13 protein-coding genes are annotated in these 14,187 nt (G+C 66.2%); 4 read left to right on the forward strand and 9 right to left on the reverse strand.

The features are described 5' to 3' along the window. The 4 genes from ACPYOG_RS15775 to ACPYOG_RS15790 all read left to right on the forward strand — a co-directional run. A partial coding sequence (locus tag ACPYOG_RS15775) for a 5-oxoprolinase subunit B/C family protein (RefSeq protein WP_481295123.1) occupies nucleotides 1-1,339 on the forward strand: 1,339 nt, incomplete at its 5' end. Then, nucleotides 1,336-3,084 (forward strand): acetyl/propionyl/methylcrotonyl-CoA carboxylase subunit alpha, encoded by a 1,749-nt coding sequence (locus ACPYOG_RS15780; protein WP_481295124.1) that lies wholly within the window; start codon nucleotides 1,336-1,338, stop codon nucleotides 3,082-3,084. The genes ACPYOG_RS15775 and ACPYOG_RS15780, both read left to right, overlap by 4 nt. Before the next feature lie 26 nt (nucleotides 3,085-3,110). After that, a complete protein-coding gene (locus ACPYOG_RS15785; protein WP_481295125.1) occupies nucleotides 3,111-5,777 on the forward strand; it encodes an aminotransferase class I/II-fold pyridoxal phosphate-dependent enzyme in 2,667 nt (888 codons plus the stop codon). Continuing rightward, nucleotides 5,774-6,184: a nuclear transport factor 2 family protein gene (locus tag ACPYOG_RS15790; RefSeq protein WP_481295126.1), complete on the forward strand. Its 411-nt coding sequence runs from the start codon at nucleotides 5,774-5,776 to the stop codon at nucleotides 6,182-6,184. Before ACPYOG_RS15785 ends, ACPYOG_RS15790 begins: the two co-directional genes overlap by 4 nt. 6 nt (nucleotides 6,185-6,190) lie before the next feature. Here ACPYOG_RS15790 and ACPYOG_RS15795 read toward each other — a convergent pair whose 3' ends face one another. From ACPYOG_RS15795 to ACPYOG_RS15835, 9 genes are all read right to left on the reverse strand, one after another. Then, entirely contained in the window at nucleotides 6,191-6,820 is a 630-nt protein-coding gene (locus tag ACPYOG_RS15795; protein ID WP_481295127.1) for an SGNH/GDSL hydrolase family protein, read from the reverse strand. Nucleotides 6,821-7,094: 274 nt separating this feature from the next. Further along, nucleotides 7,095-7,769, reverse strand: a complete 675-nt coding sequence (locus tag ACPYOG_RS15800; RefSeq protein ID WP_481295128.1) for a haloacid dehalogenase type II — start codon at nucleotides 7,767-7,769, stop codon at nucleotides 7,095-7,097. An 83-nt stretch (nucleotides 7,770-7,852) separates the two neighbouring features. Then, on the reverse strand, nucleotides 7,853-9,037 hold the full coding sequence (gene solA, locus ACPYOG_RS15805; protein WP_481295129.1) for an N-methyl-L-tryptophan oxidase: 1,185 nt from the start codon (nucleotides 9,035-9,037) through the stop codon (nucleotides 7,853-7,855). Beyond that, nucleotides 9,034-9,444 (reverse strand): RidA family protein, encoded by a 411-nt coding sequence (locus tag ACPYOG_RS15810; protein WP_481295130.1) that lies wholly within the window; start codon nucleotides 9,442-9,444, stop codon nucleotides 9,034-9,036. Before ACPYOG_RS15810 ends, solA (ACPYOG_RS15805) begins: the two co-directional genes overlap by 4 nt. Before the next feature lie 64 nt (nucleotides 9,445-9,508). Beyond that, complete coding sequence (locus tag ACPYOG_RS15815) at nucleotides 9,509-10,609, reverse strand: alanine racemase (RefSeq protein WP_481295131.1); 1,101 nt, start codon at nucleotides 10,607-10,609, stop codon at nucleotides 9,509-9,511. A 38-nt stretch (nucleotides 10,610-10,647) separates the two neighbouring features. Beyond that, nucleotides 10,648-11,364 (reverse strand): SDR family oxidoreductase, encoded by a 717-nt coding sequence (locus ACPYOG_RS15820; RefSeq protein ID WP_481295132.1) that lies wholly within the window; start codon nucleotides 11,362-11,364, stop codon nucleotides 10,648-10,650. Next, nucleotides 11,364-12,527, reverse strand: coding sequence for an N-methyl-L-tryptophan oxidase (gene solA, locus ACPYOG_RS15825; RefSeq protein WP_481295133.1), 1,164 nt, complete (start codon nucleotides 12,525-12,527; stop codon nucleotides 11,364-11,366). The genes ACPYOG_RS15820 and solA (ACPYOG_RS15825) overlap by 1 nt, the downstream gene beginning before the upstream one ends. Beyond that, the gene (locus ACPYOG_RS15830; protein ID WP_481295134.1) at nucleotides 12,527-13,294 is read right to left on the reverse strand and encodes an amino acid ABC transporter ATP-binding protein; all 768 of its coding nucleotides are present in this window, start codon (nucleotides 13,292-13,294) and stop codon (nucleotides 12,527-12,529) included. Before ACPYOG_RS15830 ends, solA (ACPYOG_RS15825) begins: the two co-directional genes overlap by 1 nt. Next, on the reverse strand, nucleotides 13,291-14,187 hold an 897-nt coding region (locus tag ACPYOG_RS15835), incomplete at its 5' end, for an amino acid ABC transporter permease (protein WP_481295135.1). The genes ACPYOG_RS15835 and ACPYOG_RS15830, both read right to left, overlap by 4 nt.

Consider the following 14,187-nt stretch of genomic DNA (forward strand, 5'->3'; position numbering starts at 1 on the left):
GGTCTACGACGGTGAAGACCTTCCCGAGCTCGCCGCCTTGCTCGACATGAGCGTCGAAGCGCTGATCGCGGCACACACCACCCAGCAGTGGGAAGCAGCGTTCCTCGGCTTCGCCCCCGGGTTCGCCTACCTCCGCAACGTCTCCACCCGCCCGCTGTTGGCTGGGATCCCCCGCCGGGACACGCCGCGCACGGTGGTGCCGGCCGGCTCCGTCGCCCTCGCCGACGACTACTCCACCGTGTATCCTCATCCCTCGCCCGGCGGATGGCAGCTGATCGGTCGAACAGACACCGTCGTCTGGGACCTCAGCCGCCCTGAACCCGCGCTGATCACGACCGGCACCCCGGTTCGATTCCGCGCATGCCGGCCCACGGCCACTGTCAGAACCACGGCCGTTCCGGATTCGGACACGGCTCGCAGCGCCACCGCAGGGCAGACCCCTGCCCGGCCGGGGCTGCAGGTCGTCGCCCCGGGCATGCAAAGCCTCTATCAGGATCGCGGCCGCACCGGGTTCGCTCATCTGGGGGTGTCCGGGTCGGGCGCGGCAGACCGCGCCTCCGCGGCCCGCGCCAACCGGTTGGTCGGCAATCCCCCGACGGCGACGGTCATCGAGACCGCGATCGGCGGCCTCCACCTGGTCGCAGAATCCGACGAGGTGCTCGTCGTCACCGGCGCCGAGGTTCCCCTCGCGATCCGGTCTGCTCGAGGAGACTGGGAACCCGGCAACGACACTCCCTTCGCCCTCCGCGAAGGCGATCACCTGATTCTCGGCACCGCCGTCCGAGGCCGGCTCGCCTACGTGGCGGCCCGGGGAGGATTCCGCGTCGACACCCAGCTCGGGAGCTCCTCGACAGACACGCTCTCCGGGCTCGGCCCTCCTCCGCTCGGCCCCGGACACCACTGTCAGGTCGACACCGCACCCGTCGGCGCTGTCGTCGGCGACCCCGAACATCCACCGACCATGCCGGGCGCGGAGACCACGACCCTGCGTGTCGTTCCGGGTCCGGACGCCGACTGGTTCGACGCCGAACAGCTCGACCGGTTCTACGACACCGTCTGGACGGTGACCCCTGCATCCAACCGCGTCGGGTCGCGCCTGTCCGGCACTCCTCTGAAACGAGCCCGTCAGGGTGAAATGGCCAGCCAGGGCACCATCGTCGGCGCCATCCAGGTCCCCCCGTCCGGGCTCCCTGTCCTGTTCCATGCCGATCATCCCATCACCGGCGGTTACCCGGTCATCGCCGCAGTCGCCGACGTGGACCTCGACCGTGCAGCCCAGATCCCGTTCGGAGGCGGGATCCGATTCACGCCCACCCCATCACGAAGAGGTATCCGATGACCCGCTTCCGTAAAGTCCTGATCGCAAACCGGGGCGAAATCGCCGTCCGCGTCGCTCGCGCGTGCGCGGACACGGGCATCGGCTCCGTCGCCGTGTATGCCGATCAAGACATCTATTCGCTTCACGTCGCCCTCGCCGACGAGGCATACGCACTCGACGGCACCCGCCCGGCAGACACCTACCTCAGCATCCAGAAGCTCATCCGGATCGCTGAACGGTCGGGGGCGGACGCCGTTCACCCGGGATACGGATTCCTGTCCGAGAACGCCGACTTCGCCGAAGCGGTGCTCTCCGCGGGTCTCACCTGGATCGGCCCGGACCCGGCCACCATCCGTATTCTCGGCAACAAGGTCACGGCCCGCGAGGTCGCAGCCCGCGTCGGTGCACCCCTGGTCGCCGGCAGCGATGGCCCCGTCCCCGACGCCGCCTCCGCGCTCAGGTTCGCGGAAGAGCACGGGCTCCCCATCGCCATCAAAGCCGCGTTCGGAGGCGGTGGTCGCGGCCTCAAAGTCGTTCACCATGCGGACGAGGTGACGGAAGCGTTCGACTCCGCCGTCCGCGAGGCCGAGGCGGCGTTCGGACGGGGCGAGTGTTTCGTCGAACGCTACCTCGACCGCCCGCGCCATGTCGAAGCGCAGATCCTCGCCGACCGTCATGGCACCGTCATCGTCGCGGGAACGCGGGACTGTTCCATGCAACGACGCCACCAGAAGCTCATCGAGGAGGCGCCCGCCCCGTTCTTGACACCGGATCAGCGAGCACGGCTCGTGGACGCGGCGGTCGCGATCGCACAGGACGTGGGATACGTCGGCGCCGGGACCGTCGAGTTCCTGGTCAGCGCCGACGGCCTGATCTCCTTCCTGGAAGTGAACACCCGGCTGCAGGTCGAACACCCCGTCACCGAGGAAACCTCTGGACTCGACCTGGTGCACGAACAGTTCCGGATCGCGGCCGGCGAACGGATTTCCGTCACCGAGCATCCCACCCCGGTCGGGCACAGCCTCGAATTCCGGATCAATGCCGAAGATGTCGGCCGGGGCTTCCTGCCGTCGCCGGGACGCATCGACCTCTTCCAGGTCCCCACGGGCCCCGGCATCCGCGTCGACTCCGGCGTGACCACCGGATCGATCGTCGTCCCACAGTTCGACTCGCTCATCGCCAAGCTCATCGTCACAGGGAAGGACCGCACCGAAGCCATCCGCCGCGCCCGCCGTGCCCTCGACGAATTCCAGATCGAAGGCGTCGCCACCGTGCTGCCCTTCCACCGCAAAGTCCTCGAGGGAGACGACTTCACCGCGACCACCGAGTTCCGCGTCCACACCCGCTGGATCGAGACGGACTTCGCCGACCGGCTGCCCGCCTCCCCCGACTATCACGGCAAGCCGGCCGAAGCGTCCGCCCGCCGGCGGTTCACCATCGAGGTCGACGGACGTCAACACACCATCACCGTGCCGGCGGACCTCGTGGCGCTGGGAAGCCAGTCAGCCGATCCGTCCGGACCCAGACCCGCCGAACCCCCCGCAGACGCCGCGGACGACGCCATTCGCGCGCCCCTCTCGGGGTCGCTCGTGAAGTGGCTGGCGCAGCGAGGCGACCATGTGGCGCAAGGCGAAGCAGTCGCGGTCGTCGAGGCGATGAAAATGGAGGCTCAGGTCTTCGCACCGCGCGACGCGATCTTGGCGCAACTCCTCGTCGAGCCTGGAGAGGCCGTCACCAGCGGCCTCCAGCTCGCCACGCTGGCGTGAACGCGCAAGCGTCGCGAAAGAGACCCGTGACATCCCACCCTGCCACTCCGACACCCATCGCCACGATCTCGGCGCCGATCGGCACCCCGGAAAGCGCCTGGCGCATCCGACGTGACACCTGGGAGCACCTGGGCTACGTACTCGCCCAACTCGCGAACACGCACGCGGCCGGCGCCGGTACCGGCCTGCCGGGCCAAGCGCGCCGCGACGTGGAACTCCTCCAGGCGATCGAGCCGTACTGGGCGATCCCCGGGGAACAGTTCGTGCGGGAACTCGCCGACGACGTCACCAACGGGAGGTACCCGGCAGCAGTGGCCCGCGTCGAAGAATTCGGCGAAAGCATGCGCAGCAGCCGCGGGCACCACCAGGACGCGCTCTCCGATGCGAAGGAACCCGACGATGGTCCCGCACAGAGCGCACTACCGTTCGAGGTCCTGGTACTGGACAGCGGACCCAGTGCGGAGCGCCGCAAACTCGTCGATGCGCTGGAGTCGGAACAACGACCGAGCGACACCTTCACGTACCGATTGAACTTCGTCGGCACGGCCGAAGACGCCCTCGTCGCCCTCATCATCAACCCATCGATCCAGGCGTGCATCCTCACGCCTCGCTTCGCCAGCAGCAGCGAACAGCGGCTGTCGACCTCGCTCAGAGACTTCGTGCGCCACCGGCTCCCCGATCGGTGCAGCGACGACCAACCTCCGATCGACCGAATCGTCTCACTCGCCGCTGCCATCGCGTGTCTGCGACCCGAAATCGACCTCTACCTGCTCGCCGGCGCTGCTCTCGAAACGCTTGCCGGCGCCCTCAACGGACAGTTCCGGCGCATCTTCGCGAGGACCGACGCGTTGGACCTGCACCTGTCGTTGCTCGGTGGAATCGCGGAGCGCTATCGCACCCCGTTCTTCACCGCCCTTCAGGACTACGCCCGCCAACCCGGCGGCGTCTTCCACGCGATGCCGATCTCCCGCGCGGGATCGGTGCGGAACTCCCCCTGGATCAACGATTTCGAGGAGTTCTACGGCATGAACCTCCTCCTCGCTGAGACATCGGCGACCTCCGGCGGCCTGGATTCGCTCCTGGATCCTCACGGGTCCATCCGGGACGCCCAATCGCGGGCCAGTAGCGCGTTCGGCAGCCGCCACACCTTCTTCGTCACCAACGGCACATCCACGGCGAACAAAGTGGTCCATCAAGCCGTGATCGCGCCGGGAGATATCGTCCTCGTCGACCGGAACTGCCATAAGTCCCACCACTACGGCCTCGTCCTCGCCGGCGCCCACGTGATCTATCTCGAGGCGTACTCGATCGGTGCCCACTCCCTCTACGGCGCCGTTGCGACGGATGCGATCACCGAGCAGCTCCGGCGGCTTCGGGACGACGGCCTGCTCGATCGGGTCACGATGCTCGCGCTCACCAACTGCACGTTCGACGGCATCGTCTACGACCCCCGCAGGGTGATGGAGGCATGTCTGGCCATCAAACCCGACCTGGTCTTCCTGTGGGATGAAGCCTGGTTCGGATTCGCCCGGTTTCATCCGGTGTACCGGCAGAGGACGGCGATGCACGCGGCGCAGGAACTGAAGCGTTCATTCGCCGACCCGGACTACATCGGCCGGAGACAAGCGGACGCCGATCGCACCCACCCGGATCCGGCACGGGCCCGGATACGGGTGTACTCCACGCAGTCGACCCACAAGACCCTGACATCGCTTCGCCAAGGCTCGATGATCCACATCTTCGACCAGGACTTCGAAACGCGCACCGCCGACGCGTTCCGGGAAGCGTTCATGACCCACACCTCCACATCGCCCAACTACCAGATCCTTGCGTCGCTGGACATCGGACGCCGCCAGGCGGAGCTCGAGGGGTACCCGCTGATCCAACGGCAGGTCGATCTTGCGAACACCATCCGCCGCACCGTTGCCCGTCACCCGCTTCTGCGCCGCTACTTCCGCATCCTCGCCGAGCCCGACCTGCTTCCGCCGGCACCCTCAGGACACCGTCACGCCCCCCTCAAGGATGGCCTGGCCGGGTGGGACCAGCGCTGGGCGAAGGACGAGTTCGTCATCGACCCGAGCAGGCTCACCCTCGACATCTCCGCGACGGGCATCGACGGCGACGCATTCAAGCACCATTACCTGATGGATCAGCATCGCATCCAGGTCAACAAGACCAGTCGGAGCAGCGTCCTCCTGATGACCAACATCGGCACCAGCCGTAGCTCGGTGGCGTACCTGATAGAGGTGCTCGTGAAGATCGCCGAAGACCTCGACCAGCGCGGCGTCGGCGCAGAATCCTCAGGATCGCAGAGGCGCGGCAACGAGACTCCAGCGCTGCCGCACTTCAGCGCCTTTCATCCGGCGTTCTCCCCCGACGGGCGTATCGGAGACGTACGCTCCGCCTTCTACCTCGCGTACCGGTCCGAAGCGACCACCCACCTGAGCAGCGTCGGCATTCGAAAGGTGGTCGCTGCCGGGCATGACGTCGTCTCCGCGGGATTCGTCACCCCCTACCCACCCGGGTTTCCGGTCCTCGTTCCCGGGCAACTCATCACAGAACGGATTCTCGACTATATGGATGCGCTCGACACCCGCGAGATCCACGGCTACGACAGCCGTGATGGCTATCGGATCTTCACCGATGCCGCGCTGAACACGTGCTCCGATGCCACCGGTAGGTTGAACCCGTGACCGACGACCGCGGGGAGACGACCCGCATCTACGAGCAATGGCACACTGCCGTCACCACCAAGGACATCGACCTCGTGGCCTCCCTCTACGCCGAGGACGCCGTCTTCGAGAGCCCGCTCGTGTGGGCGACGTCGGCCGACAGGGGGTCAGGGGTGCTCCGCGGCCGCGCGAGCATCCGTGACTTCTTCGCCAGAGGATTCGACGCACCGGAGAATGGTCTCGGCCGTTGGTACCGGACCGGGCTGTTCTTCTCCAACGGCCGGCAACTCGTCTGGGAGTATCCGCGCGAGACGCCTGACGGCGACCAGGTCGACCTGATCGAAGTCATGGACATCGCCGACGGACGGATCACCCATCACCGGGTCTACTGGGGATGGATCGGGTTCCGCACCCTCGCCTCCGGCTGAGCCCGGTCAGGCGAAACGCGGTCCGACGGATCGCCACCACGCCTGGGCGATGAGGTCATGGCCATCGGCGGTGGGATGCACGCCATCCTCGACCACGGAGTGAGGACCGGACTCCTCGGCTTTCGCGGTGAACAGTTCGTGGAGAGGAATGTGGACAGCGTCCCATTGCGTGGCGAGGTCGTTGACGATCTCGACCTTCGCCTTCAGGTCCTCCTCGAACCAGTGGGCTTGATCCGCGCTGATCGGCACGACGAACGGGTCCATGAGGACCAGCTGCTGGAGGTCGAGCTCGTTGCGCACCCGATCGAGCAAGAGCCGGTAGTTCGCCTCGAACTGCTCGGGAGACGTCGGGGTCGACGCGTCATACCGGCGCCACATGTCGTTCACACCCACGAGAACGGTGAGGACCTCGGGCCGGCACTCGATCACGTCGGTCGACCAGCGCGCAATAAGCTCCGTGGTCCGGTCGCCTCCGACGCCGGTGTTGACCACCCGGAGCGGAGCCGCGGCCGCTTCTGCCATCTCAGAGATCCGTCGGACGTATCCGGCGCCGAGTTGTCCACGAGGGTCGGTTCGCCTCCCGGCATCGGTGATGCTGTCACCAGTGAAGAGAGCGATGGTCGGAGGCTGAGTCATGCGTATCCATTCGAAAGTGGTGTGCAGTGCGGTTGTCAGCGGTCTTCGCTTGAGTGGGGCACTCCGACCGCCGTGCGGCTCGAGTGCGCCAATTGTATTTCCCCGATGGGTTGTGAACGCGGGGTGAGGCGGTGTGGCCGCCGATCCCCGCTGTAGCCGTCGGGCCACGTTTGCGAAGGAGATCGGGTGTCGAATCTCCTTCGAATGGCAGTACTGAAGGAGATTCGAACGCGATCCGTTCGAATCTCCTTCAGACTCCCGGGTCGAGTGCGCCTCAGAGACCGAGGCGCTTGTTGACCTCGTCTAGGGAGTTCAGGGTGACGTAGTCGTAGCCCGGGGTGATGGGATCACACGCGCGGTCCAGCAGGACCAGGTTCCTGAAGCCCATGTCGTGCATCGGCATGTGGTCGTACCTCGTGTGCGAGGAGATGTGCAGGAAGTCCTCCGGCTTGGCGTTCAAGGTGTCGAGCATGTACTCGAAGGCCTGGTAGCGCGGCTTGTAGGCCTGGGCCTGCTCCGCGGTGAACACGGCGTGGAACTGCGCGCCGAGCCTCGGGATGCTGATGTCGAGGAAGCTGTCGTCCGCATTCGACAGAGCGACCAGCTTGTAGTTGTCGCCCATGAGCTTCAGCGGAGCCGGCACGTCATCGTGGGCACCCCAGCTGCGTACAGCCTCTGCGAACTCGGCGCCCGCGCCCGGTGTCGGCCCGATCCCGAAGAACGCGCACACCCGGTCGAACGAATTCTGCAGGATCTGCTCGTACGGTTTGTAGTCGCCACAGACCTCGTCGTACCGGTACCCGCGGAACACCTTCTTGAATGTGGGCCACTGCTCTTCCGGCAGGCGGCCTGCGAGGAGGCGGCGGGTGGTGGGGTCCGTGTCCCAGTTGATCAGGGTGCCGTAGACATCGAAGGAGATGTATTTCGGCCGGAAGTTCGTGTCTGTCATGATGTGTCCGCTTTCGTTATCTCGTGTTCTCGGGAGGGGGTGCAGTCTGTTGAACGCTTGGGGGCCCGGACCCCGTACTTCTCTCAGCTCAGAGCCAGCGACCGGAGTCGCGTGTCTGCTCCGAGGAATCGGGCGGGATTCATGAAACCGATGTCGGTGGCCGTTGTCCCGTCCAGGAGGAGGTCGGCCGCGATCGCTCCCAGGGCAGAGGCCATCTTGAAGCCGTGGCCGGAGAAGCCGGCCGCGACGACGACACCCTCCATTCCGGGCACTGCGCCGACCAGTCCGGTCGCGTCCGGTGAATGACCGTCCGCGCAGGTGGCGACCCTCACGGGGTCCGGAATGAGTCCGGGAAGGAATTCTCCGACCCATGCCCGGATGGTGTCCAGATGTCGGGGATCCCACGCCGGAGGCTCTTCCATCGACTCGACCTCATCCAGGAACATGCTCGCGACGACTTTCACGGTCCAGCCGTCAGCGCTCGGGAACCCGTAGAACTGGGCTCTGTCGGACCGCCCGGCTTCCTCCGCCCTCCGGAGGAAGACGGGCATGTCCTCCCTGCAGAATGCAGCCGGGTCCACAGCAGGGAACCAGGTCAGCACCTGCGGCAGAACGGAGAGGTGAACGCCGAGTTCCGTGCACACTGCTCGCCCACCGTTCCCCGGGGAGACGAGCACGCGGGAGGCGATGATTTCTTCGTGATCGGTCCGGACGATGTACCGGTCGCCGTACGCCTCGACACTGTGCGCCTTCCGGCCTCCCAGGAACGTGGCGCCCAGCCGTGAAGCCTCCATGAGGGCGGCAGTCACGGCCCGTTCTGAGTTCAGCCAGCCTCCTTCGGGATCGAACACCGTGACATCCCCGTCGCGGATGACATGCTCGGGATAGCGTGCTCTGGCGTCTTCTCCCCGGAGGAGCTCGTGCGAGAGTCCACGCTCGTCCGCGGCCGCCATCAGCGAGGCCAGCGCCGGATTGTGCTCGTCATAGATCGTGACGGCACCGGTCGGGTTGAGCAGCCGGGTCCCGCTGACCTTCTCCAGCTCACGCCACAGATCCTGTGCCCGCTGCAGGATGGGTGTGTAGTGCGCTCCTTCCACGTACACCTTGCGGAAGATGCGCGACTCCCCGGCGTAGGCGGAAAAGGGGCCCGGGATCGAGAACCGGTCGACTCCGATGACCCGAAGGCCGCGGGAGGCGAGTTGCCAGCTCGCCATGCTTCCCATCGAGCCGACACCGACGATCGCTACGTCCGCTTCACGTGTCGTCATGCTTCTCCCGTGCTTCGCGTTGCACGCCGCTGTCCCGAGTCGGGACCCGGCTCCCCGGGACGGCTTGCCGTGATCTCCACTTCGAATCGGCAGTCACGAGCCAAGGCGTCTACGCCGACGGTGGCGCGAACAGGCGGGTCGGTGGGGAAGAGTTCGCGGAAGATCCGGTCCATCTCGGGGAAGTCCGCGAAGTCGGTGAGGTAGATGACGCACCTCACCACGGACTCCAGTCCGAGCCCGACCGCGGAGAGCAGGTCGGCAGCGCTGGCGAAGGCAGCACGCACCTCCGCCGCGAAATCGACGGGGTAGGTCTCCGGTCTCCCACCCACGCTGCCGACCTGACCGGCGAGGAAGACCAGCTGGCCGGCCTCCACGACCTGGGAATAGGAATCGTGGCCCGGCTGCACACCTTCGATGTGAGGAATGAATTTCGTCAATCTTCCGCTTCCGATCGTGTTGGGGTTACCGCGTTCACGAGAGGTGGCCCCGCGCGTCCACGGGCCATCGATCCACTGGGGCACCATCTGCGATCACGATGTACTCATCGAAGAGATTGGCCACCGGGCAGGCGTGGTTCGGCACAACGGTCAGGACGTCGCCCACCGCAGGGCGCTTCACGCCGTCGGGGATCGAGAGGTATCCGTGGTGCTCGTTGAGCAGCCGGAGGGAGCTTCCGGGGAGCGAGGGAACCAGTCCGAATCCCTTATCGACGTTGCCCTCCCTGCCGAGGGTCTTTGTTCCCGCGTCGATGATCACTTGGCCGTCGACGGCGGTACTGACCACCGTGGTGGCGACGTGAAGGCCGACATCCGCGAGACTCTCGCACGTGCCGAGGCGCAGGTTGTCGGCGTCGTTGAAGATGTACTCACCGGGCCGTGACTCCGTGACCGGCGCCTGTGCGGAGAAGAGCGCTGTCGGAGTGGAGCCTGCACTGACCGTTCTTACCGGGATGCCCTTCGCCGTAAAAGAGGCGATGGCACGTTCGGCGGCATCGATCTCGTCTGCCGCGCCGTTGACGCGTGCTTCTTTCGATCTCCCGGCATGGCCGGCGTACGTGAAGATGCCGGCGACGTCGAGACCGAGACGCAGGCATTCGGCCGCGAGGGCGCCGGCGTCCTCCGGGCGCACTCCGGTGCGGTGCGCCCCGCTGTCGATCTCCACGAGCACGCGCAACGCCCGCTGCGAGGGTCGGGTCGCAGCGGCCAGCTGTTCTGCTCCCGCTGCCGAATCCACCCCGACGGAAAAGGACCGCACCCGCTCGTGAAGGTTCAGAATCCGCTCAGCACGACGCGCCGAGCCGGCCCAGATCGTATAGGCCAGAAAGATGTCGTCGACGCCCGCCTCGGCGAATACTTCCGCCTCCCCGACGCTCGAGACCGTGATCCCGACAGCTCCAGCCTCCAGCTGGCGTCGCGCGAGGTTCACCGACTTATGGGATTTCACGTGCGGGCGAAGGCCGACGCCCCTGCTGCCGATGGCCGCCTGCATCCGCTGGATGTTCGCATCCACGACGTCGAGGTCGATCACGACGGCAGGCGTCTCGATGTCCTTCAGTACGTCAGCGTTCGGCATGCTCTTCGTGCTCCATCGTGTGCGCTCGAAAGGATCCGTCACCAGGGCAGCGGTGAGCGGTCGTAGAAGTAGCCCCCAGAGGGGCCGTCCGCGGGCAGGGTGGCCAGCCAGACGGGGGTGTCGGCTCCCGACTCCACTGTTCTCGTCGCGTTCGGGCTCATCCGGGTCCGGGTGTATCCGGGCGAGGCCGCGTTGACGAGGATGCCGGCTTCGCGCAAGTCGGCTGCAAGGACCACGGTCAACATGTTCAGCGCTGCTTTGGAGATGCGATAGGCCGGAGACTCGCTGTCGGCGGTCAACTCCAGGGAGGCCATGGTGCTCGACATGTTGACGATCCGCCCGTAGCCGGCGGCGCGCATGTGAGGTGCCACGGCGCCCGCACAGGCCCACGCGCCGACCAGGTTGGTCTCCAGAGTCGTTCCGATCGTGTCGAAATCCGGCTCTGAAGGCCGATGGCCTGGACCATCGATCGCGATGCCGGCGTTGTTCACCAGCACATCGATCCGGCCGAACTCGCCGACGGTCGCACGAACGGCCTGGCGGATCGAATCCGGCTCGGTCACATCCAGCTCGACCGCTGAACTACTGAATCCCAGCTCCTCGAGACCGCGCGCCGAGTTGTCACCGTCGGACGCGCTCCTGGCCCCCACGATGACGTGGAGTCCACGCGCGCAGAGCTGCCGGGCGATCTCCCGTCCGATGCCCCGATTGCCACCCGTGACGAGAGCGACCCTGCGCTCCGGGGCGGCGCTCATCACAGCCCTCTCTCCTGGCCGACCCCTGTCCGACTCAGGAACCGATCCGGCCGGAGGAAGTCGAAGCCGGGCTCTTCGGACCCGGACAGAGCCTCCCGGGCAGCCATCGCGCCGAACGCCGACGACATCTTGAAGCCGGTGCCGGAGAAGCCTGTCGCGTAATAGATGCGCGGGCTGGAGCTCACAGTCCCCAGGAGGGCCGCGTCGTCCTCCGAGAAGAGATCCGGATAGGCGTCCGACCGGACGATGTCGGGGATCAGGCCGGGCAGGAACTCGGCGACCGTGTCCGTCGTCTCGGCGATCTCCTCAGGCGTGAGCTCCCTCGGCACCGAGGCGGCATCCGCGGTCGGGGAGCTGCGCCCGTCGAGCGTGGCTTTGACCGTCACGCTGTCCACGGTCGGAGCCCCGTAAAGGGATCGATCGCCGGAGATCCGGATGAAGATGGGGAAGCGTTCGGGAACGAACTGCGTGGCATCGCGCGCCGCGAACCAGGAGAGATAGGAACGGCGAGGACGCACCCACTGGCGTAATCCGTCCGGAAGCAGGGTCGTCGACCATCCGCCACCGGCGACGATCACCCGATCGAACGTCCACGACGACGTCCCCGAGCTCACCACCACTCCGTCCGCGACTTCGCGGATTTCGTCCACAGCGGTGTGGCGCAGGACCGTCGCACCGTTGGCCTGGGCGACATCGAGGGCGGCGAGGACAGCGCGATCGGTGCGGAGGAAGCCCGCTTCAGCGTCGAAGACCGCGCACTCCCCCTCCCGGAGGTTGTGCTGCGGATACCGCTGCGCCATCTGGTCCCGGTCGAGGATCTCGTGCGGCGCGCCGGTGCGCCGGATCGATTCGAGGAGCTGCGGGATGTACAGCTCGTCCGGTGAGCCGATGGAGAGCCCACCGCACCGCGTCAGGATGTTCTGCGACGACTCCGCTTCAAGCTCGCTCCACAGGGCACGCGCGCGCTGAAGGATCGGGTAGTAGTTGTTCTCGCCCCGGTAGGTCATGCGGAACAACCTCGTGTCGCCGCCTACCGCGCTCCGCGGATGGCCCGGGCTTTCCGCCTCGAACCCCACGACGGACTGCGAGAGCTGGGAAGCCTGCCACAGTGCCATGCTCCCGATGCTGCCCACGCCGACGACCGCGAGCTGTCCGTCGTTCACTACAGCACCATCCTCAGGAACTGCTTCGTTCGCGGCTCCTTGGGATTCGTGATCACCTCGCGCGCGTCGCCCCGCTCGACGACGACCCCGCCGTCCATGAAGATCAGGGTGTCGGCGACCTCACGAGCGAATCCCATCTCGTGGGTGGCGATCAGCATCGTCATACCGCGCTCTGCGAGGTCTTGCATCACGGCCAGCACTTCGCCGACCCACTCGGGGTCGAGAGCACTCGTCGGCTCGTCGAACAGCATGACGCTCGGATCCATCGCGAGAGCCCGCGCGATCGCGACCCGCTGCTGCTGGCCGCCGGAGAGCTGCGACGGATAGTGTCCCTCGAGTCCCCTGAGCCCCACACTGGCGAGAAGCTCCGTGGCCCGAACGCGGGATTCCTTCTTACTGGCTCCCTTGACCAGCACGGGGCCGGACATGACGTTCTCGGCCGCCGTCATGTTCGGGAACAGGTTGAACTGCTGGAAGACGACTCCCATCTGCGTCCGCTGTCGTGCGACCTGCTTCGGGTTGAGCGCGTGATACGCGTTCGGGGTCTCGTAATATCCGAGATCCTCACCATTGACGCGGAGGACACCGGAGTCGATGGATTCGAGCCCATCGATACAGCGCAGCAGCGTCGACTTTCCCGAACCGCTCGGGCCGATGATGCAGCAGATCTCGCCGGACGCGACATCCAGATCGATGCACTGAAGCACTGTTCTTTCGCCGAAGCACTTGCGAAGCGCGCGCACGTGGACGGTGCCGAGTTCACTCATTTTCCTTCACCAATCTGGGCAGGCTCCGTCGGCATGATCGTTCGCCCGATCGCAGCGGTGGACCGCGAGTACCGCTTCTCGATCAGAGACTGCGGGTAGCTCAACAGGAGCGTCATCGCCAGGTACCACAGGCAGGCGACGATCAGGAGGGGGATGGTCTGGTAGGTCCGCGCGTAGATCAGCTGGGCGCTCTCCAAGAGCTCCGCCACCCCCAGCACGCTGACCAGCGATGTCTCCTTGAACATCCCGATCACCTGATTGCCGGTGGCTGGAATGATCGCCGGCATGGCTTGCGGAATGATGATCTTCCGCAGCTTCGTCATCCCGCTCATCCCGAGTGAGTCGGCGGCTTCGAGCTGCCCCTTCCCCACCGAGGTGAACCCGCCGCGGATGATCTCAGCCATGTAGGCGGCCTCATTGAGGGAGAGGCCGATGATCGCCGCCGTGGTGGCGCTCATGATCTGGTTCACGTCGATCGTCTGCGAAACATTCGTGAACGGGATCCCGATCGCCAGGTGCGGATACAACGCGGCCAGGTTGAACCAGAAGATCAACTGGACCAGCACGGGCGTGCCTCGGAAGAACGTGATGTAGGCGGATGCGGCGAGCATGATGGGACGGATCGAGGATGCACGCATCACTGCGACGAGCAGGCCGATGAGCGTCCCCAGCAGCATGGACACAGCGGTCAGGACCAGCGTGAGTCCCAGGCCCCGGAGGATGGACTCGGACGTGAAGTACTGAGCGACCACGTTCCACTGATAGTTCGGGTTGGTGGTGAGCGAGTAAGCCAGGCCGGCCGCCAGGAGAATGAACACCGCCCAGGAGACGTACTCGAGGGGCCGCTTGCGATGGATCCTCGGCTTTTGTGACGCGTCCACGGTGTCCACTCT

The organism is Leifsonia sp. HAY1-4F (genome assembly GCF_056755275.1).

What these genes read in the sequence shown, in the direction of transcription:
- ACPYOG_RS15780 (WP_481295124.1), top strand. Translation starts at nt 1,336, where the DNA reads ATGACCCGCTTCCGTAAAGTCCTGATCGCAAACCGGGGCGAAATCGCC.
- ACPYOG_RS15795 (WP_481295127.1), bottom strand. Translation starts at nt 6,820, where the DNA reads ATGACTCAGCCTCCGACCATCGCTCTCTTCACTGGTGACAGCATCACC.
- ACPYOG_RS15800 (WP_481295128.1), bottom strand. Translation starts at nt 7,769, where the DNA reads ATGACAGACACGAACTTCCGGCCGAAATACATCTCCTTCGATGTCTAC.
- solA (WP_481295129.1), bottom strand. Translation starts at nt 9,037, where the DNA reads ATGACGACACGTGAAGCGGACGTAGCGATCGTCGGTGTCGGCTCGATG.
- ACPYOG_RS15815 (WP_481295131.1), bottom strand. Translation starts at nt 10,609, where the DNA reads ATGCCGAACGCTGACGTACTGAAGGACATCGAGACGCCTGCCGTCGTG.
- ACPYOG_RS15820 (WP_481295132.1), bottom strand. Translation starts at nt 11,364, where the DNA reads ATGAGCGCCGCCCCGGAGCGCAGGGTCGCTCTCGTCACGGGTGGCAAT.
- ACPYOG_RS15830 (WP_481295134.1), bottom strand. Translation starts at nt 13,294, where the DNA reads ATGAGTGAACTCGGCACCGTCCACGTGCGCGCGCTTCGCAAGTGCTTC.